This is a genomic window from Micromonospora sp. NPDC003241 (genome assembly GCF_053589795.1).
On record NZ_JBSFSO010000007.1, the window covers coordinates 105,233 to 126,488 of the forward strand.

A 21,256-nucleotide genomic window follows, 5' to 3' on the forward strand; every position below is an offset into this window, starting at 1 on the left:
CGCCGCCGTCGAGTGGTCATGCGCCCTGCTCGGCGAGCAGCTCATCGAGCTGCTCGTAGCCCGCACGGACCCCGGCCTCCATGCCCGAGGCAAGGAACGCGTCACGGTCCTCGAACGAGTCGACGAGAGCGGTGGCGGTCAGCCGGGTACGCCCGCCCAGGTCCTCGAAGGAGAGTCGTTCCAGCGCGACGCCGTCGGGCATCCCCTCGAAGGTGAAGGTCTGGACGATCAGCTCACCCGGCCGTACGTCGTGGAAGCAGCCCCGGAACCCGCCCTCGAACCCCTCGGCCTGCTGGACGTAGCGGTACGACCCGCCGCTCCGACAGTCCCACGTGTCGATCACGGTCGTGATGTCTCGCGGACCGATCCAGCGGGCGAACAGCTCCGGATCGGTGTGCGCCCGGAACACCGCGTCCGGCGGGGCGTCGAACTCACGGGTGATGATCACCTGAGGGACCGTGGGGTCGGCCACGATCCGGGTCTCACGGGTGTTGGCGGTCATGGTGGTGCCCTCCTTCGCGGCAACGTCGACAAGCGCCCTGAAATGCTATTTCAACCACGCGGTTGAGCATCGCAGGGCGCCTCGATGATTGTCAACCCATTGGTTGAGTAACGTCGGTCGGGTCTCGTCCGCCGCCGCAGACGGCTCTCAGAGACCGACGTCGCGGGCGAGCAGGGCCGCCTGGACCCGATCGGAGACCCCGAGCTTGGCGAAGACCGCAGAGAGCTGGTTGCGGACCGTCTTCTCACTCAACCCGACCCGGCGGGCGATGCGGGCATTGGTCTCGCCGGCCGCCAGGTAGCGCAGGATGTCCCGTTCGCGTGGGGTGAGCTGGTCGAACGGTGCGGGCAGCTCCACCGGTTGGCGTTGCAGGCCGGCCAGCACCCGAGGGCCGACCCGGGGGCCGAGCACGAGTCCACCGCCGGCCACGGTGCGCAACGCGTCCACGATCACGTCCGGGTCGGTGTCCTTGAGCAGGTATCCCCGGGCGCCCGCGTGCAGCGACCGGCTCACCACCTCGTCGTCGTCGGCCATGGTGAGCATGAGCACGGCCGTCGCCGGACGGTCCCGCACGATCCGGCGGGTGGCCTCGACACCGTCGCCGTCGGGCAGACCGACGTCCATGGCGACCACGTCGACCGGCTCGGTCATCACCAGACGGATCGCCTCCGCGCAGGTGGCGGCCTCCAGCACGGCGCTGACCCAGTTCTCCCCCTCCAACATGATCCGTAGTCCACGACGGACCACCGGATGGTCGTCCACGATCAGCACCCGGCCCTGTCCGGACATCTCCTCGCCCCACTTCCGGCCCGACCGCCTCGACCGGCCCGCCTCATGCTGTCAGCCGGGTTCGTCCACCGGAACGGGGGCCGACGCGATCGGCTGGAACGGCAGTCGTACCCGTACCAGGGTGCCCTGCGGCGTGCGGTCGACCAGGTCGCACTCGCCGCCCAGTTCGGCGGCGCGTTCGCGCATGGAGTCCAGGCCGACACCGCCCGGACGTCGGGCGCGGACACCGACGCCGTCGTCGGCCACCTCGACGACCAGGGCGCGGCCCCGGCGTACCACCACGTCGCAGGTGGTGGCCTGGGCGTGCCGGGCCACGTTGGCCAGTGCCTCGCCGACGATCCGGTACGCCGCCACCTCCACGGCGGCGGGCAACCGGTCCAGTTCGTCCTCCACCCGCAGTCGCACGGACAGGCCGGGGCCGTCGAAGCGCTGGCACTCCGCCCGCAGGGCCGATTCCAGCCCACGGTCCAGGGCGGGTGGACGTAACTGGTCGACCAGTTGGCGTACCTCGGTGGTGCAGGTCCGAAGGTCCTCGGCGAGCCCGTCGAGGATGCCGACCAGTCGCTGCCGGTCGGTGGCGAGTTTGCGGGCGGCCCGTACCTGCATGGACATGCCGGCGAAGGTGGGACCGAGCCCGTCGTGCAGGTCGCGACGCAGCCGGCGCCGCTCCTCCTCCCGCGCGGTGACCAGTCGCTCGCGGGAGGCCCGCAGGTCACGGATCAGGCGCGCGGTCGCCGCCGCCACCGAGGCGTGCAGGGCGACGTCGCTGAGCAGGCGTCGCTCGACGGAGGTGAAGCGGGTCCCGGGGGTACGGTGTGCCACCACCAGCGAGCCGACGCGCTCGCCGTGGGTGACCATGTCGAACCGTTCGACCGAACCGGTCGCCCGGCCGTGTTCGGCGTGCACCCTCGGGGGCCGGTCCGGGTCGTGGTCGGCGGTCAGCTCGACCGCGACGTAGGGCACCTGAAGGGAGCCGGCGACGGTACGGGTGAGCAGTGGCAGCACGGCCTGCGGCTCGACGGTGCGTTCCAGCAGGTCCCCGAGGCGGGCCAGGACCGCGTACGGTTCGTCGCGCTCGCCGTAGAGCAGCCGGTTGACGCCGCGCTGCACCCGGTGCCGCAACGGCTCGAAGGTCACCGCGATCAGCCCGGTGGTCACCAGCGAGGCGTTGGAGGTGTCGCCGCGTAGCACCAGGTCACGCAGCAGGCTCACGGTGGAGACGAAGGCCACGATCAGCAGCAGGCTCATCACCAGCCACACCAGCGTGCGGTTGATCACCTGTTCCAGGCCGTAGAGCCGGTAGCGCAGCACGGCGAGTGTCATCGCCCCGGGAATGGCGATCACCATGAGCACCCAGGCCCCGGAGAGGTTGAGCGCGTCGAGCACGAGTCCGAGCAGGAACAACGCCGCTGCGGCGAGCAGGCAGGCCAACTGCTGGCGGGTCTCACCGGTGGCGCGGCGCCAGCGCACGGCCAGCGAGCAGAGCACCGCCAGCAGCGCCAGCACCTCGACGCCGATCGCCAGCAGGGCGATCTGCACCAGCGTACGGGCCTGGGCGGTGGCGGCCGGCTCGGCCGAGAGCAGCAGCCGGCGGGGGTCGCTGAGCGCGGCAACCGCCAACGCCACGGTGGCCACGGCGGTGGTGACGACGATCAGGTACGCGACCGGACGCCACCGCCGTCCCGGCAGCCGGCCGTCGGGGAAGACCAGCAGGGCGAGGATGACCAGTCCGTACGGCGGCCACCAGAGCCACTGCCCCACCCAGGCGACCGGAGTGATCCCGGACCAGCTCAGCGACAGGGCGGCGACGGCGGCGGTGAGTCCGGCCGCGGTCATCAGTCGACCGACCGGATGGCCCGGCACACCGGCGAGCACCAGCGTGCCGAGCGCGGTGAACGCGGCGGCCATGCTGGCGGTCACCGCGACCGGGCCGTGGGCGGCGGCGTCCCGGCTCCACAGGTGGCCGATCACCACGAGCAGCGCGACGATGGTCCCCGCCACCGCCAGGGCCCGACGGCGGACGGTCACTGGTGGCGGGGTCGGCGACAAGGGAGCCTCCGGACGGGTCGGAAAGGTGTCGGGTCAGCGAGCCCAGCCCGCCGCGTGCATGGCGTTGTGCAGCAGATTGCCCCGATGGCCGTGCGAGTGCCAGGGCAACGCGTCGACGACGTCGATGAAGTTCGGAGCGTCGCAGTCGGGCAGCTCGGAGAGCACCTCCTCGACGTCGACCCGGTGGTCGCCGAGCACCTGCGGGCGTTCCCGGACGAACCGTTCGACGTGCGCCAGGACCGCCTTGAACCGTTCGCGCAGGACCTCCGGCGCGGCCGGACGGGGCGACGGGTGCAGTTCCACCAACTGCCAGTCCTGCGAGAAGACCGGGATCAACTGCCGGCCGGTGGGGTCGAAGAACTCGACCGGGCCGTCGAGCTTGTCGTAGTGCCTCTGCTCGTCGAGCAGTTCGGCGAGGTTGCGGTAGACGTGACAGAAGGTGTCGTCGCCGCCGACCAGCACGATGCGCGGGTCGGTGTCGGCGGAGGGGCGGTCCGGTTCACGAGTGGGCAGGGTCATGGTGGTCTCCTCAGGATCACGCGAAGCGTAGACACGCGCGGGGTCCACAGTGGCACCGTCGCGGGTATCGCATTCGTCGGCGCAAGGTCCGACCTGCCCATCGTCGCGCGGCGGGTGTCCCGCCGACCCGGGGCGGATGTCCCGGGTCGGCGGGATGGTGGCCCGGCCGGTCAGCCCAACCGGATCGCCCGGCTGGCCGCTCGGGTCATGTCGACCGTGGCGGTGACGTCCGGCAGCCCTTCGACGTGCGCTCCGGCGTCCACCCGCCCGGACCAGTGGCTGTACCGCGCGGCGAGCTGGTTGGCCCGCAGCTCGGCAGCGCCGACCAGGCAGGCGCTGAGCGGGTCACGGGGTGCCCCGCTCGTCGCCTGCGGGCAGCCGGCACCGTACTGGCCCTGGTTGGCCAGGGGGTTGAATCCGGACTGGTCACCGCCGCACGGGTCCCAGCCGTCGACCTGCGTGCAGCCGGCGTAGTTCGCCAACGCCTGCGCCATCGCGTTGTGCAGGTGCCGGTTGGCGGACTGGTCGGCGTCGCTGCGGGGCCGGGCCCAGTCGGCCGGCAGGCCGTGGCTGCCGAAGAGAAGCCCGCGCAGGCCGTCGTCGGACTCCAGGGCGGAACCCCAACCCAACTCGGTGTACGCCTGCAGCAGTCGCAACGCGTTGGAGACCTTCTTGCCCTGCTGCCACAGCGCCTTGGCCGAGTCCCAGGTGCCGGGGTCCGGCGCGGCGGTGCCGGAGCCGGCCAGCATCACCCGGTAGAAGTACTTCTGCCGGCCGGCGAGCATGCTGGCGGCCTTGGCCCGGGCGGTCGCCGTCTGGGCGTCGACCGTCGGGATCGCGGCGGACTCGAAGGCCGTCCGATAGGTGGTGTTCCACCGCTCGTCGAGGAACTTGCGCTCGTCGTAGCAGTAGCCGTCGGGCACCTGGGAACGGACGTTCCAGGAGCAGTAGACGCCGATCGGGAAGACCCGGGTGGCGCTGCGGACCTGCTGCCAGTCCCCGCCGGCCCACTTGACCCGGGACCGCACGGTGATCTGCAGGTCCCCGCTGGTGGTGTGGAAGCGGGGTCCCTCGTTCTCCACCACGTTGACGAACTGCGCCTCGTAGCAGCTCGTGAAGGACGGACGGTGGGCCGGCGGCAGGCCGTGGGCGGCCAACTGGAACGGGTTCGGCAGGGTGTTGTGCCGCAGGGTCGCCGGGACGGCACGGTTGCCGAGAGTCCCGGTGCAGGGACTGATCGAGCCGGTCTCGCTGATCCGGTTGCCGGCGGCGATCTGCTGGTCCGGGCTGCCCCACATGTCGTACTCGGGAATCGCGTCGCTGCCGTTCCAGAGCACCGCGCGACGCACGTTGTCGACCTGGTCCCGCCAGCCGTTCACGGCGGTGCGGTAGTCGGCGACCAGCGCGGTGAACAGGGCGTTGGTGGCCCCGTCGTCGGTCGGCTCGCTGAACTGCCGGACCCGCTCGTTGATCTCGTCACCGGCCAGGGCGACGGCCTCGGCCCGCCCGGTGTCGATCCGCCTGGCGTACTGGGGGTTCTGCAGTTGCAGGATGTTGTAGGTGCGGGCGGCGGTCTTCCAGGCGGCGGCGTTGGCCACCGGTCCGGTGGTCCAGGCGCCGCCGACCCGCTGACCGGCCCACTGGGTCAGGTAGTTGATCGAGCCCTCGGGCAGGTAGAGGTCGAGCTGCGAGACCGGGTCGGCGGTGCTCGTCCCGGCCGGGACGGTGAAGGTGCCCTCGGCGTCGGCGCGCAGCGTGGCGAACTCGAACGTCGGCGACTCGGCCTTGGGGTAGTACGTGTCGATGTAGTCCGGGATCGGTTCCCCGGTGATCTCCTTGTGGTGCACGTAGGTGGTGATGACCTTGTTCAGCGGGTCGCGGGCGATGTTCTGCAACGCCACGTGGGTGGCGAGCGCCATCGCGTCGACCTTGCGTTCGATGGTCTGCAACTGGGTGGCGATCCGGCCGAGGTTGGCGTGGACCTGGTCCAGCGACCGGGTCAGCGCGTCGAGCTGGGAGACCAGGTTGGCGTACATCTCGCCGAGCGCCGCCTCGATCCGGTCGAAGCGCCGGTCCATGCCCTGGGCCAGGCGGTTGATCTGGTCCCGGAGCTTGCCGATCTCGGCCTGCACGGCGGCGTTCGGGTCGCCGCCACCGGCGAACAGACCGATCAGGCTCACCGCCGCGCCGAGCAGGTTACCGGTGAGCACCGCGGTGCCCATGGCGATGGCGGCGGTGCTCAGCCCCTGGCCGAGCACGGTGGTCATGTAGGTGTTGATGGCGGTGACGGAGGTGACGATCGCCTTGCCGATCGTCTCCAGTTGCTTGCCGAACTTCTTGTCGTGGAACCCCATCACGGTGGAGAGCACGCTGACCGTGGAGCCGAGCCCCTCGAAGATCGTCTTGTTCTCGGCGGTCTTGCGCTTCTCCTCGTCGACGACCGCCGCGGTCGGCTTCGGGTCGCCGTTGAGCGGGTAGGTCGCCGCCCTGGCCACCACCTCGTCGGCCCGGGCCCGTCCGCCCGCGTCCAGCACGGCCAGCGCCGCGTACGCCCGCTCCTGCACCAGCGCACGGAAGGCGGCCGGGTCGTCGCGCTCGTCCCGGATGGCGGTCAGCGGCACGTAGTGGCCGAGGGTGCCGGTGTTGCCGTCCGCACGCGGTTCGTGGATCCGGGTGGCCAGCAGCGTGTCCACCGGGGTACGGACCGCCGTCTTCGTGCGGCCGGTGAACGCGGCGTCCCACCCGACGGTCAGCGGGTCGTCCACCTTCGCCCGCCGGTGCAGCTCCATCCAGGTGTCGCGGACGACGTCGCGGGACTTCGCGTTCCAACCGGCGTCCTGGTAGCCACCGCGGACCAGGTTCAGCATGTCCGGTACGACGTTGGCGCCCTCGGCGCCGATGGTGCTGTCCAGGAAGAGCCGCAGCGCCGGGCCGGTGAGCACCGCGCCGCTGCTCGGGGTCTCCCCCAGTCGCGCCAGCAGGGCCATCGCCAGAGCGAAGCGGGACCGCTCCTCCCCGCTGCCGTCGGGCGCCACCGTGGCGACGGCCGCGCGGGTGCCGTTGGCGTGTGCCGCCACCTGGGCGGCGTCGGCGTTCGGGTTCGCCGTACGCCAGTCCAGCAGTTCGGCGGTGAGCAGGGCGTCGGTGAGCCCGGCGGCGCCGTTGTCGTGGAGCTGCACCACGGCCGCGAAGAGCGCGCCGTGCACGGCGTGCTCGTCGAACGGCACCTGCTCGACCGCCCGCGCCGGAGTCTGGTGCATGGTCACGGTCAGCACCGCCGCGATCCCGACGGCACACCACCGTCCGAGGGTGCCCCGGCGGCCCGGGGGCCTGCCGTGTCGGCCGGGCGGTCTGCCCGACCCCTTCGCCGCTGTCGTCACCACGTGTTCCTCCCAAGACCGGGACCGGACGGGCCGGGCCGCATCGAACCTGACCGTTCCGAGGCTGGTGGACGGGATGTCCCGGAGGGCAGGGACGACCGCCCGTCGTCCAGGGACATCCGTACCGGCCGGGTGCGGGTCATGCGCAAGACCTGCGGCGGTGGTGCTGCGGTAGGTCGCTGGTCGAATGCGGCTCACTCCGCAGTGGGAGGCGAATCTCGCGCCTGAGCACGATGCGTCCCGACGGGGACACATCGATGCTATTTCCATGTCTCGTACTCTTCGGACACTGAAGGTGGCGGCCACCAGCCTCACGCTGGTCGCCACGATCGCTGTCGTACCCGCCTCCGCCGTGGCGCAGCCCGGGACGTCCGCCGGGAAGCTGGACCGCGCCGGGCTGCGCGCCGCGCTCGCGGCCGTGCCCGCGGCCGGTGTGCCCGGCGCGCTGGCCGCCGTGCGCGACGGCCGACACGACTGGCAGGGCGCCGCCGGCCAGGCGTTCGTGACCACGCCACGTCCGATGCAGCCGCAGATGCGTCACCGCATCGGCAGTGTCACCAAGACGTTCGTCGCCACCACCGTGCTCCAGCTCGTCGACGACGGCCGACTGGGTCTGGACGACCCGATCGGGCAGCGGCTGCCCGACGCGGTGCCGGGCGAGCTCGGCACCCAGGTCACCGTCCGGATGTTGCTGAACCACACCAGCGGTATCGGCAACTACACCAACGCGATGATCGACTCGTACGCGGCGATCAACCGGATGCAGGTCACCACGTACGCGCCGGCCGAGTTGGTCGCCATGGGCCTGGCCATGCCGCCGACCAACGCACCGGGCGAGCGGTTCAGCTACTCGAACACCAACTACGTCCTGGCCGGAATGCTGATCGAGGCGGTCACCGGCAACAGCACGGCGGCCGAGGTGCAGCGCCGGATCCTGCGACCGCTCAAGCTGACCGGCACGTCCTTCCCGGGCACCGATCCGACGATCCGTGGCCCGCACGGCGGTGCGTATTTCGCCCCCTTCGGCGTCCGCGACATGAGCGAGTTCAACATGAGCTGGGGCGGCGCGGCGGGTGAGATGATCTCCACCACGGCGGACCTGAACACGTTCTTCCGGGCGCTGCTCCGTGGTGACCTGCTCCGTCCGGCCACCCTCGACCAGATGCTCACCCAGGTCCCGATGGTGCCGGAACTGCCGGCGGCCGGTGGCTACGGTCTGGGCATCTATTCGCTGCCCACCCCGTGCGGCGAGTTCTGGGGTCACGACGGCGCGGTCATCGGTCACCTGACGTACTCGCTGCACAGCCGGGACGCCGCCCGTCAGGTCTCCTCCGGGATCAACCTCAGCCACTACCAGCTCGGGCTGCCCGATGCGCATCCGATCGACATCGCGTGGCAGACGTTCGTGCTCACCGCGATGTGCCCGGCCAGCGGGGCGAGCAGCCGTTCGGCGCAGGCGGTGCCGCAGTTGCCCAGCGTGACCCGGATGCCGGGCAACGACGCGGTGGTGGCGGGGCCCTGACCCGTTCGGACATCGACGGTTCACGGGCGATCCGGTGATCGCCCGTGAACCGGTTTGGTCGGTGCGCGATCGGGAAGATCTTCTGCATGTCTATCTGGAGCAGGTTCACCCAGCGGCGTAGGCGGAAGATCGAAGAGCAGCGCAACGCGGCCGTGGCCAGGGCCATGGCCCGGGGCGACAGCCCGGAGGAGGCAGCGGCCGCCGGCGACCGCGCGGCGCGCGGTGACACCGCCACCACGATGTTCCGCATCTCCAACATCTGATCCGCACCGTGCGGCCGGGACAGCACCGTCCCGGCCGCACGTCTGTGCGCTGATCCGATCAGGCGGACGATTCGCGCACAGGCAGCGTGCGCGACGTGCCGTAGGTCGTGCCGGCGCGGTCGCGTTCCAACCAGCCGGCGTCGACCAGCATCCGCCGAGCGCCGGCCACGTCGTCGGTGACCGCAGCGAGCCGCCGGTTGATCTCGTCCTCGTCGCACGGGCCGTCGAGGTCGAGGAAGCGGACGAGCATCTCGGCCAGCAACTCCCACCGCCGCGACAGGGTCGGCGGAAGGGCGGTCAACCGGCCGTGCGCGAAGACGTTCCGCAGCTCCGGATAGATCACGAGCAGGCGGCTGATGGGCTGCTGACGGTCCAGGTCGGCGGCGGTCCCGACCAGGGTGACACGGGACGAGGAGCGCGACCGTGGCGCCGGACGCGTACTCATCGGACGGCGCTCTCCACCGCCGCGACCGGAGGCAGTTCGGGCCGCGTCAGGTGCCGGGAGACGCGCAGATCGGAGCGGCGGACCTCAAGCACGTGCTGTTGGTCCAGTTGGCGCCAGGACGGGGTGGGCTGGTCCCAGCCGGTCGAGGCGACCACCACCCGATCGGGTTCGACGAGGTAGTTGAGGGGGAAGAACCCGGGGCCGCGGCGTCGGCTGACAGCGGAGTCCGGATCGTGGTCGGCATAGGCGAACAGCGACTGCTCCGTGAGCAGCAGGCAGTTGAGGCCGCTGTACCGGGTGGCACGACGCCGCACCTCGGCTGCGGCCGAACTCAGCGCGGTCACCGGGTCGGTGCGGCGCAGGAACTGCCTGACCAGGAGGAAGAACCGTTCGCTGTCGGTCGTACCGGTCACGGCTTCGCGCATCGCCGGTTCGAGCAGATCGTCGACGGCGTTCGCCGGGGAGAAGTCACCGTTGTGGGCGAAGGCGACCGTCGCCGACCGGAACGGGTGGGTGTTGGCGAGGACGAGCGGTGACCCGGGATTGGCCAGCCTGATGTGCAGCAGGGCGGCGTCGGTGGTGATCCGGCTCAGCGCGGAGGTGAATCCCTGGCTGGTACGGGCGGACGTCGGCTCCTTGTCGACGCGGAGTTCACCGTCGTGCCAGTGGGCCACGCCCCAGCCGTCGCCGTGTTCGGCCGACAGTGCGGTGAATCCGGGCAGTTCGGTGGCGAGCAGATCGGTCAGGCGACCGGCGGACGCGCCGACCACACCCAACAGACGGCACATGGGCACACTCCCGGGGTTAGGGCGGGCGGTCAGCTACGCCGCTGCAGAACCGCGGCGAGCCACGACAGCAGCGCGTTGACCGCCACGAACATGAGGGTCATCACGAGATAGGTCTGGATGAGGGCGTGCGTGTACTCGCCGAGCACCCGACCCGCGTGGAGCAGTTCGAGGAAACTCACCACGTAACCGAGCGTGCTCTCCTTGAGCAGGCGGATGAACTGCGTCACCAGCGCCGGGGCGAAGCGGCGCAGCGCCTGCGGAAGCACCACCAGTCGCATGGTGGCCGCCGGGCTCAGACCCACGCAGAGCCCGGCCTCGGTCTGTCCTTTGTCGACGGCGAGGATGCCGGCGCGGAAGATCTCGGCCAGGGCGGCGACGTTCGAGACCACGATCGGGACGACCAGTTGCCAGAAGATCGGTAGCCGCAGCCCGAAGCGGGGCGCCAGGATCAGGAAGGCGAACAGCAGCAGCAGGATCGGCACCGCGCGGAACAGTTCCACGTACGCCACCGCCGGCCACCGGATGACCCGCCGCCGGGACAGCCGGCCGAGCGCGACCAGGAACCCCAACGGCGCGGCGATGACGGCGCTGACCCCGGCGGCCAGGAGGGTCGCCGCGAGACCCCGGAGCAGGAAGGCCATCACGGGCCACTGCCCGAAGATCGTCCACTTGGCGGGGTCGAGCTGGCCGTGGGCGTGGAATTCGGTGATCGCCCGCCAGAACAGGCCGACGAGGAGCACGGCGGTGCCGATGGTCGCCAGCCGGATCCATCGCCGGCCCCGGGGACCCGGCTGGTCGAACAGGGCCTGCTCGGACACGCTCATCGCTCGATCGCCACCTTCTTCTCCAGCAGCCCGGTGACGAAGCCGATGCTCAGGGTCAGGATCAGGTAGAGCGCCGTGCTGACCAGAAAGGTCGGACCGGCGTCGGCGAACTCCAGGTTGATCAGGTCGGTCTCGCCGGTCAGTTCGGTGACGCCGACCGCCGCGGCGAGGGAACTGCTCAGGGCGATGGCGATGAAGATGTTGCCCAGCGGCTGGACCATCGAGCGGAAGGCGCGCGGAAGGATGACGTGGCGCAGACTGCCTGCCGTGGTCATGCCCAGCGCCCGGGCCGCTTCGGCCTCACCGGGCGGTACGGTCCGGATGCCGGACCGGATCGTCTCGGCGATCAGTGCCGCCCCGTACATCGCCATCGCGGTGGTGACCGTCCAGAACAGGTCGTACAGGATCCCGATCTCGGGCAGCCCGAACACGAACAGCACCAGCAGGACCAGCAGCGGCGTGTTGCGCATGAACTGCACGTAGATCGCGGCGCAGAACCTCAGCAGCGGAACCGGCACGATCCGCATGATCGCCACCACGGTCCCCAGGACCATAGCGCCCGCGAACGAGGCCGCGGTGAGCTCGATGGTGACCAGGAGGCCGGCTCCCAGCCGGCCGAGGTGGCTGAGCACGCCGTCGACCAGCGGGAACCCAGCCACCTCCGACACGTACGACACGTGGATCGCGCTCAGCTTCCGGCGGCGGAGCCGAGAACCGGCGGGGCCGGCGGTTCGCCCTCGATCGCGGTGCCCACGGTCAGCTTCCAGATCCGGTCCCACAGGCCCGCTTCGATGATCTTGGTGAGCCATCCGTTGACGAACGTCTTGAACTGCGCGTCGCCGGGCGGCAACCCGATCCCGTAGGGGTCCTCGGTGAACGGCTCGCCGACGACCTTGACCTGCGGGTCGCGTTGCGCGTTGCCGAGCAGGATGGCCTGGTCGAGCACGTACGCCTCGGCCCGGCCCTGGCGGAGCGCCTGGACGCACTGGTCGTTGGTCTCCAACAGCAGCAGCTTCGCGTCCGGCACCACCTGCTTGAGGGTGTTGACCGCCGTGGAGTTGGCCTGGGTCACGACCGTCCGGCCGGCGAGGTCCGACGGTTTCGTGATGCCGGTCTCCGCCTTCTTCACCAGGATGGAGGTGCCCGAGTTGAAGTACGGTCCAGCGAAGTTGATCTTCTCGGCCCGAGCCGGGGTGATGGTGTAGGTGGCGAGCACCGCGTCGACGGTGTCGTTCTGCAGCAACAGCTCCCGGGTCTGGGCCGTCACCTGGACCAGTTCGACCGACGGCGTCCCGGTGATGTACTTGGCCAGGAGCTGGGCCAGATAGGCGTCGAAGCCGGACACCTTCCCGGTGGTCGGGTCCTTCAGCGAGAACAGGGCTGCGGTGGCGGTGCCGCCGACGCGCAGGGTGCCCGCCTGCTTGATGGTGGCCGCCCGACCACCGGCCGACAGATCGGCCGGATCCGCGACGGGGGCGTCGGCCAGGATCTTCTCGATCGACTCGCCACCCGCTCCCCCGTCGGCGGCAGCGGTCCCGGGCGGTGCCGGCAGGGAGGCGGAGCTGCACCCCGCGGTCACGCCGAGGGCGGTGGCCAGCGCCACGGCGGTGGCCAGGACGACTGCCCGTCGGCCCGAGGGCCGGCGTCGGCCGCGAGCGGCCAGGGCGGTTGACGGTTCCACTATGTCTCTCCTCAGGGGTGTCCGGGGACTGCGGGGGGGTGCCCCGGTGAACGCGGGCCGTTCGTGGTCGGTCGTGGACAGGACGGTGCCGCCGACGGATGCAATGGCACCGTCCGATAGCGAGGGTCAGCCGGATCAGGCCGCGGACAAAGCATCGGGCCGACGCCGCCGAACGTCCAATCAAAACGTCACCGAGCATTCATAAGTGGTCTTTATGATTCAGCTCGTGTTGGACACGCATCAGTTGCTCATCCTGGCCGAGGTAGCGCGCTATGGCTCGTACACCGCCGCCGCCAAGGCACTCGGCTATTCCCAGCCGGCCATCAGTTATCAGATGCGGCTTCTCGAACGCGCCGCCCGGGCGCCACTGGCGATGCGGGCGGGACGAGGAATCGTGCTGACCGAGGCCGGCCGCCGGCTGGCCGACCACGCCGAGATCGTGCTGACCGCCCTCGCGGCCGCCGAGTCCGAGCTCAGGGCGATGAGCGAGCAGCGGGCCGACACCGTCCGTCTGGGGGCGTTCCGGAGCAGCTGCGCCACCCTGGTTCCCAGGCTGTTGGACCGGCTCGCCCGGAGCACCTCGGACGGCGACGCGGACCCCGCACCGCAACTCGTCGTGCAGCAGGTCGAACCACCCGAGGCCGCGCAGCTCCTGCGGTCCGGCAAGATCGAGGTCGGCCTGCTCTGCGACTGGAGCAACGAGGGCACCGCCGACGCGGAGCGTGGCCTGCGCCGCGTCTCGCTGATGACCGATCGCCGGTGCGTCGTGGTGCCGGCCGACCACTGGCTGGCCCGGGAGACGTCCGGCGGTGACGAGGTCGACTTCGCCGACCTCGCCGACGAGCCGTGGGTCATGGAGACGGTGCGGGACCGCTTCCTCGCCGCCTGCGCGGCGGCGCGTTTCGAACCCCGCCTGGTGGCCACCGCGGACGACCATGTCACAATCCAGAACCTCGTCACCAGCGGCGTCGGCATCACCCTCATGAACGAGCTGGCCATCTCGGCCCACCTCGACAGTCGGCTGCGCGTCCGGCCGCTGGCCAACTGGCCGCAACGTCGGATCTACGCACTGGCGTCGCCGGAGGTCCTGCGCGAGGCGCCGGTCGCGCACACGGTGCGCGAACTGCGCACGGCCGCGCGTACTCTGCGGGGCCGCCTGCGGTCGGCTCCGATCGGCGTCCAGCGCCCTGGACTCCAGGCGGCGTAGGGGCCACTGCGGGCGCGCCCGCAACTCCTACTTAGCCTATAGGTTAACGGGTGCATTGGATCACACTTGCTGACATCGCACCGCCGCCGGACCTAGCCTGTCGGCATGAGTGCAAGCAGGTGTCCCATTCGACGCCGTTCCGTCGAAAGCCTTCGGTTCTGCGGCACCACTGGCTGAGCTTGACGACGAAGCCGCACACGGCTTCTCGATAGCGCCGTCGGTGGCTTCGACATCGCGGCGCGTTTCTTCGCTCCGGCAGTTTTTCCTGCATTTGTCATGCGCGGGTAGCGCATTCCTCGATCGCATCGCTTCGCCGTTGCGAACGGTCGTGCCCTCAGGCGGTGAACCAGTGCGCGGACCGCCGGAAACGAAGGGGGAACCAGCGGTTGACATCGCCACAGGACGAATCCGGGGAAGAGTCGACGCCCGCGTCCACACGCCGGGGCATCACCGAGGCGGTACGGCAGTACGGGTCGCGGTTCGACGGCATGCAGGGACTCGAACACATCGCGCCGGTGCCCGAGGCCGTGGTCCAGTGGCTGCTCGCGCAGGTGAAGGCGGCGGCCGGTACGCGCGGCTCGCACGCTCCCCTCGACGCGGATCTTGAACGGCGTCTCACCTCGGACTACCTGCTCACCGAATGGCCCCGGATCCGCAGCGAGACCGGGTTGCCGCTGTCGAGCCCCGCCGACGGTGACCGGACCCCGTGGCTGCGGGTGCTGCTGCGCGACGCGGTGGAAGCGGACCCCGACATCGAGCAGATGCCCGACGGCCCACCCGTCACGCTCCAGCGCTGGGCGTTCGGCGGCTGGGAGGTGGCGGAGAGCGGCGGCGCAAGCGACCTGCGGACCGTACGCGTGCCGTTCACCTATTCGCACCCGCTGCCGGCGGACAGCGGCAGCGTACTGCGGCGGATGGCGCTGACGGTGCAGCCGACCGTGACGTACAACCAGGCGTCGACCTCCGCGACGGTCACCGGCGCGGTGCAGGCGCTGACGCTGCTGCGCAGTCGCGAGCGCTCGTGGCCCTACCGCTACCGGATGCGGTGGCAGCTACGCATGGGCGACGACGCGAGCCGTCCGTGGGCCGACCTCGAGAGCCCACCGCCCGAGCGGTTGACGGTGTGGTTCCCGAAACACCTGGTGGAGGCCCCGAGCCCGGACGCGGAGCGGCTCGTCCCGGCGCCGCTGGACATCCTGCGTACCGACGTGCCCCTGTTCGGTGTGCAGTCGGTGCTGAACGCCGACCTGATCTTCCGCGACGTCATGACGTCGTTCCGGCCGCACCTTCCCGGGTTGTCGAAGGCGTCGAGACGGGACCTGTGGGAGTTCTTCGGCGAGTACAGCCTGCGCGCCAACATCCCGTTGGCGTGGACCGGCAGCCACCCGTCGCCGCTGTTGTTCGACGACGACGGGTCCGTGATCGGATACCTCCGGATGCGGACGACGTTGGTCCCACGGGAGGTCACCGGTCCACCGACGCAGGACGCCGTGCTGGAGTCGCACGTGCTGCGGATCCTTCGGGTCGACGGTTCGGCAGAGGTCACCAACGCGGTCGGCGTCGACGTCTTCGCGAATCTCGGCATGTCGGCGTCGCCGGCCGCTCCCGACACCGAGCCGACCGGCGGATCCGTCCGGGGGCAGGTCGGTGCGCGGCACCAGGTGTCGCACACGCTGGGATCGGGTGGTGGGGCGCGCACCTCGCACTCGCTGCGGGTGCGCAAGCCGCTGATCCCGCAGGCCGTCGACGTCATCTTCGAGGTGGAACTGGTCCGCGCGACGGGTGTCGCCGCCCGCCCCGAGCCGGAGACGCCGCTGGGCTCCGGCGAGCCGCACCGGGCGATCCTGCGGGTGCCGTCCGCCGATCTCGTCACCCGACGGCCGACCACGCCGCGTTACCTACCGCCCGAGATCGCGCAGCTCCGCTCGATCGGCGTCTCCACCACACCGTTGCGGGTCACGGCCGACGACGCGTTGTTCGCAGCGGTCGAGACCTGGCTGACGGAGCACGGCTTCCTGCCGCCCGAGGACGAGTCGGCGCTGGAGAAGCTGACCGACGAGGCGACCAGGGTGCAGCGCCTGGTGAACGCGCGCAAGCTCGACGTGGCCCGCTCCGGTGTGGGGCTGCGCGGCGCCGTGGACGAGATGATCGAGGGCGGCTACCCGATCGTCTTCGAACTCCCGGTCCGGGGCGAGATCCAGCGTGCCGAGGCGCGCATCGTCGCCGAACGCCGCTTCACCGGCGGACCCCAGGGAGGAGTCGTCCACTTCCTGTTCCTGCCCGACGTCCAGACGCTGAACTGGACGGGTTCGACCCTGCCTGCCAGTGAGGGACGTAGTCGTTCACCGTTCGGCTGGAACGGTGGCGTCGCCGGTTCCTCCACCAACCCGACCGGAACGACCGAGGCGGATCGGCCGGTGCAGGGTCTCTCCGGCGGCGTCAACCGCTTCTCCCGGCCCGCCACCATCACCGACACCAACATCGGGTTCGGACAGGAGTCGTACGCCCTCAACCCGACCGGTGACGGTTCGCAGGCGTTCCAGGTGCCGGTGCGGTTCCGCCTGGAGATCTCGTGGAGCCACGGCGATGCACCCGCGCCGGCCAAGGCCGACGGGATGTTCGCGTTGGCGGTGCCCACCTACCGCACGCTCGCCGAACCGGCGGATATCCGGCCGCACCAGGATCCCGCGCCCCGGGACGTCACCGCCCAGGATCTCGCCCGTCTGGACCAGCCGGACGAGGTGATCTACCGCAACGGGGTGCTGCGGTTGCCCAGCCTGGCCCATGTGGACCGGGTGGAGGGCAGCCGGGTGATCCGTGCGGTGGTCAAGGCCCTCATCGGCACGGGACGTCGCGCGGTCACGGCCGTCGACCAGCCCACCGACGTACTCCCCCGCATGCCGGGCGCGTACCCGGTCGACGACGTGGCGGCGCCGCCGGTCGGGGGCGACCTGGAGATGCAGCCGGTGCGGCCTCCACGCAGGCCACCGAGGGTGGCCGAGGCGGAGCGACCGCTCGCCATGCCCGGCGCCTTTCCGGTCGACGAAACGACGGCACAGACGCAGGAGGCCGGCGACGCGCCGGCCGCCGAGGAACCGGTGCTCTGGCCGTGGGTCGGGGATGCGGCGCGATGGCTCGGCCAGACAGCGGTGGTCGGGTGGGCGTGGGCGAAGCGGCGGGCGGTCGGCGAGCCGCTGGACCGACCGGAGACCATGGCACAGGAGGTGGCGCACGCGGCGTTGTCGCCGCACCATCTGGTGGCCAACGCCCTGCAGGTCTTCAACAACCAGTACGTGACCGAGAACATCGGCGGGCACGGCATGGTGTCGGGCACCGACGTGTCGGTGACGGTCGAGGGCTATCTCACCGACGTGAGACTGCTGCCCGCACCCGGCGTCATGGACATGGAGAGCTGGCTGCAGTCCTTCGACGGTTCGTCGCAGACGGCGGAGGTCAGCGTCGGGTACGAGCTGCCGACGACGCTCACCGGCACGTACGGCAGCGTCCCGCAGTTCGTACCGTCCGGGACGTACACCCATCTCCGACGCACGGACACCCGCACGACGTTCAGCGACAACACGATGGCGTTCCGGGTCACGACCGAGAACGACGTCACGGTGCTCCGCTTCTCGGCGAAGGCCGTCTATCTGATCACGGTCACCAAGGGCATCCGCAACGTGGTGGCCGGGACGCTCGCGGGCCGGCCGTTCTCCGAGTGGCAGGTGGTGGTCGAGCTACCCGAGGCCGTGGAGTTCCTGCTCGTCGAGAACGACCTGCTCAACCACCCGGAGTTGCGGCAGATCCCCGGCGTCGCGCCGGCCGACCCGCAAACTGTCGCGATCGCCGACCGCACGCTGCCCTCCTGGTTCGTGCACGGCCACGGCAGGCTCGGTTTCGGCGTGGCCACCGCAGTGCTCCCCCAGGGCCCCCGTCCGCAGTTGCGCACCCACGTCCGCGCGCTGGTCGAGGCCCAGGCACCGGGGGTGACCCGCCCCGGCCACGCCGCCTACCTGCCCGGTGTCCGATCACGGATCGCCGACCACACGTCCGCCCTCGGGCTGCGGACCCTGATCAACATCGGCCCCGAGGGCCGCGCCTCGTTCCACTTCGTGCACCGGTCATGGCTCGGGCCACGGCTGGTCGAGGTCGAGTTCCGCGCGCAGCCGGTGGAGGACGCCACCCAGCTCACGGCGCGGCGAGGCCGGCCGACCTCGTCCAGCGCGGGCCTGGACACCATCCTGGCCCACTCGTCCGGCGAAGGCGGCTCACTGCTGACCCCGGGCGCGAGCAAGCAGAGCGTCACCCGGGTCGTCGCCAACAGCGCCGCGTTCTCCCTGATGGCCAAGCAGCACGGCCACCAGGCACAGCCGACTCTCTCGATCGGCAGCCAGCACCAGCGTGTGCAGACCGCGACGTCGCTGCGCGAGTACCGCACCTGGGAACGGACGATCGCCACCACCCAGTTCGACCGTGTCCCCTACACGCTCGGCGTGGCCGCCCGCTCGATGCCGTTGGACGACGCGCTCGTCGTCCAGGTGGGCCGGGCCGCGCTCAACGGGCTGCTCTCCCCGGGCCGTCTCGTCCGGCTGGCCTGGCCGAACCTGCCGACGCTCAGTGCGGTCGGTGAGTCGTCCCACGCCTTCGCGGCCCTGGTCACGTTGCGTTTCAGCGAGGCGGAGACACCGCGGGTCCCGGTCGCGGACCAGCGGCGGGTCTCGCCGCTGCTGCTCACCTCCGCCCCGACCTCCGTCGTACCCGCGCCCACCGACGCGGTCGTCATCGAGCTGGAGATCCCGGCATCGGTCCGTGACCTGGTGACCGGCCCGTCCTGGCGGCCGAGCCGGCCGTTCTCCGTGTACGACTTCGACGCGGTCACGCAGCTCGCCCAGGCCATCCGGACCGTCGACCCGTCCCTGGCCGACGACGATCAACTGCACAACTCCACCTCCGCCGAGGGTATCTTCGTCCGCCTGTCCAGCCTCGCCCGCACGGGCCGGGTCACCATGCTGGAACCCGCCGCGGTGGGCCGGTTGCTGGGCCGCGCGGGCAGGCCGGGTACGTCGCTGCAGTTCGCGCTCTTCTCCCCACAGCCCGCGAGTTCCAGCCGCAACGTCGCCATCGACGGCATCAACGCCAACACCGACAGCTTCACCACGACCGTGGCCGGGTCGGTGATCCCGACGATGACCTTCGGCGACGCCCACCCGCTGACCCGGGACGTCACCAACACCGGTGGCCCGACGGTGCCGGTTCTCGGGGTCGACGCGCCGCACGGTCAGGGCGTCGGCGGCTCGGCGCAGCGCCGCGAGATCCTCCGGTTCGGCACCCCCATGGAGTCGGCCGCCGGGCTCGGCACACCGGGATACCAGGTCGTCGCCGTCGCCGTGGTCCGGGTCGACGGTCCCCACGGGACCCGGTGGGTCGTCGGCAACATCGAGATGCGCACCACGGAAGCCCCGCCCGTCCCGGCACCGGTCGAGGTGGTCACGCCCAGGGCACCGGAACCACCCACTCCTGCCCCGGACGTCGCGCCGACGCCCGCACCGAGCGTGGCTTCGTTGGACGTCACACCGACGCCGCCGGGGCGTTCGCCGAGCATCGCCTCGCTGGACGTCGCGTCGGCCTCACCGGTGCGCTCCGCACCGCGTACACCGCGAATCGCGTCGATGGACGTGGACGTGGAACCGGCGGTGGTGATCGCGCACGACGACGTCGCGTCCCTCGGGGACGAGACCGGCGCGGAGCAGACGCCGGCCGACCTGCCGTCCACGTCGGCGGCCCCACCGTCCGTCGCGTCGACGGTCCGCGCGGACGGCGGTCCGGCGGTCGTCGTCGCCGACCCTGTCCAGGACGACCCGCTGATGCCCGAGGAGATCAGATCCGTGGACGGGGTCTGGTTCGCCGGTGCACCGCCGGGACCGCGCGACGAGCTGGCGCTGGCCTCGCTGACGCAGGCAGTACGCGCGGCGGGAGCGCAGCGGCACGTCGTGATCGTCAACACGCCCCCGCTACAACCGCAGCACGCCTCCGTCGTCGCGGCGATTCGTCAGGCGGTGGATCGGCTCGCCTGGTGGGACGGGCGTGGCGTGGTCGTCGCGGTGCTGCGCGCCGACTCGCTGCTGGAGGCGTGGCTCGACCGTGCGGCGGTGGTGACCGTACGGCGGGTACCGGCACCGGTCGACAAGGACCGGGTGGCCCTGGACACCGTATGGGAGCTTCGCGGCACCGGTGGTCGGCGCGAGCTGTTCCGGGAACGACCGACCGCCGACCTGGTGACCGCAGCGGTCGAGGCGAGCCGGGCGGTGGCACGCCCACCGCTGCCACGGGACCTGGCCCGGTGGCTCTCCACCAACACCTGGCCGCAGCGGCAGGCCATTCTCGACGAGTTCGGGGAGCGGCTCGTACGCCCTGAGCTGCTCGACGCGCTCGAACAGAGCATGACCGCCGAGGGACGCCCGGGGGGCGTGCTGACCTGGCTCGACCAGGTTGGTCCGTGGCAGGTGGCCGAGCGGATCAGACACGACTCGGATCGCGTTCGCCACGAGCTCGGGGTGGCCGATTCCCACAGCACGCGGCGCGGGATCGCCAACCGGGTGCTGGAGGAGATGTGGGCGGAGAGCCGCGCCGCTCGGGAACTCGCCGCGATGTCCGTGCTCCTGCGGCGTGAGCTGGCCGCCCGTGAGGACACCGCACCCCCGGGTGAGGCGGTGGCCGCACCGGTCGTCACCGACCCGTGGAGCCCACATCCTCCGGTCGCCGGGCTGTCAGCCGGGCAGATGTTCGCCTACCTCACGCGGAGCGAGCCGGAGTGGCGGGATCCCCACGCAGGCCGATTCCTGCTTCGCGCGGTGTTCGACCGCCGACTGTCGTACGACGACTACGCCGCACTGGTCCTGGCGGGCGGCACCAGCACGAGCCAACGGGTGGAAGGCGTCATCGCCACGGCGGTCGCCGTCGTCCTGGAGCTGTCCCGACGGGTCCCCGATGAGGACCGCGACGAGGAGGTCCTCCGCAGCATCGACGACGTGATCACGAGCGTGCAGTGCCTGATCGACCCGACGCTGCGGGTGGAATGGGTGTCGCGGACCGACCCGGCCTGGTGGAGCGGTACGCCGCTGGCCGCCAGCCTGCACCATGACGGCCGGCTCTCGTCCACGTCAGCCCGACTCGACCACCTGGCCGCGCTGATCGCCTCGTGCGGCTACTGATGCCGACGAGTTCTTGCCACGACATCAGCTACCTGGTCCCCGGCCAGGGTGCCCTGACCCTGGTCCTCTCGACATTCGG

14 protein-coding genes are annotated in these 21,256 nt (G+C 71.1%); 4 read left to right on the top strand and 10 right to left on the bottom strand.

Going from position 1 to position 21,256, the window contains the following annotated elements:
• Positions 1-16: 16 nt before the first annotated feature.
• From ACWDVW_RS08375 to ACWDVW_RS08395, 5 genes are all read right to left on the bottom strand, one after another.
• Positions 17-502, bottom strand: a complete 486-nt coding sequence (locus ACWDVW_RS08375; RefSeq protein WP_449946072.1) for an SRPBCC family protein — start codon at positions 500-502, stop codon at positions 17-19.
• Positions 503-649: 147 nt separating this feature from the next.
• A complete protein-coding gene (locus ACWDVW_RS08380) occupies positions 650-1,291 on the bottom strand; it encodes a response regulator (protein ID WP_449946074.1) in 642 nt (213 codons plus the stop codon).
• A 51-nt stretch (positions 1,292-1,342) separates the two neighbouring features.
• Positions 1,343-3,319 carry a histidine kinase gene (locus ACWDVW_RS08385; protein WP_449946076.1) on the bottom strand — a complete coding sequence of 659 codons (1,977 nt, stop codon included), beginning with the start codon at positions 3,317-3,319 and terminating at the stop codon, positions 1,343-1,345.
• Between the two features lie 54 nt (positions 3,320-3,373).
• Entirely contained in the window at positions 3,374-3,859 is a 486-nt protein-coding gene (locus ACWDVW_RS08390) for a hypothetical protein (RefSeq protein WP_449946077.1), read from the bottom strand.
• Between the two features lie 170 nt (positions 3,860-4,029).
• Positions 4,030-7,125 carry a hypothetical protein gene (locus tag ACWDVW_RS08395; RefSeq protein ID WP_449946079.1) on the bottom strand — a complete coding sequence of 1,032 codons (3,096 nt, stop codon included), beginning with the start codon at positions 7,123-7,125 and terminating at the stop codon, positions 4,030-4,032.
• Positions 7,126-7,636: 511 nt separating this feature from the next.
• Between ACWDVW_RS08395 and ACWDVW_RS08400 the strand changes: the two genes are divergently transcribed.
• Both ACWDVW_RS08400 and ACWDVW_RS08405 read left to right on the top strand, forming a co-directional pair.
• Positions 7,637-8,761 carry a serine hydrolase domain-containing protein gene (locus tag ACWDVW_RS08400; RefSeq protein WP_449946244.1) on the top strand — a complete coding sequence of 375 codons (1,125 nt, stop codon included), beginning with the start codon at positions 7,637-7,639 and terminating at the stop codon, positions 8,759-8,761.
• An 86-nt stretch (positions 8,762-8,847) separates the two neighbouring features.
• On the top strand, positions 8,848-9,024 hold the full coding sequence (locus ACWDVW_RS08405) for a hypothetical protein (RefSeq protein WP_449946081.1): 177 nt from the start codon (positions 8,848-8,850) through the stop codon (positions 9,022-9,024).
• Between the two features lie 58 nt (positions 9,025-9,082).
• Here ACWDVW_RS08405 and ACWDVW_RS08410 read toward each other — a convergent pair whose 3' ends face one another.
• The 5 genes from ACWDVW_RS08410 to ACWDVW_RS08430 are packed head-to-tail and all read right to left on the bottom strand — an operon-like array spanning position 9,083 to position 12,762.
• The gene (locus ACWDVW_RS08410) at positions 9,083-9,469 is read right to left on the bottom strand and encodes a DUF2087 domain-containing protein (protein ID WP_449946083.1); all 387 of its coding nucleotides are present in this window, start codon (positions 9,467-9,469) and stop codon (positions 9,083-9,085) included.
• The gene (locus ACWDVW_RS08415; RefSeq protein WP_449946084.1) at positions 9,466-10,257 is read right to left on the bottom strand and encodes a class II glutamine amidotransferase; all 792 of its coding nucleotides are present in this window, start codon (positions 10,255-10,257) and stop codon (positions 9,466-9,468) included. The genes ACWDVW_RS08410 and ACWDVW_RS08415 overlap by 4 nt, the downstream gene beginning before the upstream one ends.
• Before the next feature lie 29 nt (positions 10,258-10,286).
• Entirely contained in the window at positions 10,287-11,081 is a 795-nt protein-coding gene (locus ACWDVW_RS08420; RefSeq protein ID WP_449946086.1) for an amino acid ABC transporter permease, read from the bottom strand.
• A complete protein-coding gene (locus ACWDVW_RS08425; protein WP_449946088.1) occupies positions 11,078-11,749 on the bottom strand; it encodes an amino acid ABC transporter permease in 672 nt (223 codons plus the stop codon). Before ACWDVW_RS08425 ends, ACWDVW_RS08420 begins: the two co-directional genes overlap by 4 nt.
• 20 nt (positions 11,750-11,769) lie before the next feature.
• The gene (locus ACWDVW_RS08430) at positions 11,770-12,762 is read right to left on the bottom strand and encodes a glutamate ABC transporter substrate-binding protein (protein WP_449946090.1); all 993 of its coding nucleotides are present in this window, start codon (positions 12,760-12,762) and stop codon (positions 11,770-11,772) included.
• A 226-nt stretch (positions 12,763-12,988) separates the two neighbouring features.
• Here ACWDVW_RS08430 and ACWDVW_RS08435 point away from each other — a divergent pair, with 226 nt between their 5' ends.
• On the top strand, positions 12,989-13,969 hold the full coding sequence (locus ACWDVW_RS08435) for a LysR family transcriptional regulator (protein ID WP_449946092.1): 981 nt from the start codon (positions 12,989-12,991) through the stop codon (positions 13,967-13,969).
• Between the two features lie 386 nt (positions 13,970-14,355).
• Positions 14,356-21,177, top strand: coding sequence for a hypothetical protein (locus tag ACWDVW_RS08440; protein WP_449946094.1), 6,822 nt, complete (start codon positions 14,356-14,358; stop codon positions 21,175-21,177).
• The last annotated feature ends 79 nt before the right edge of the window (positions 21,178-21,256 follow it).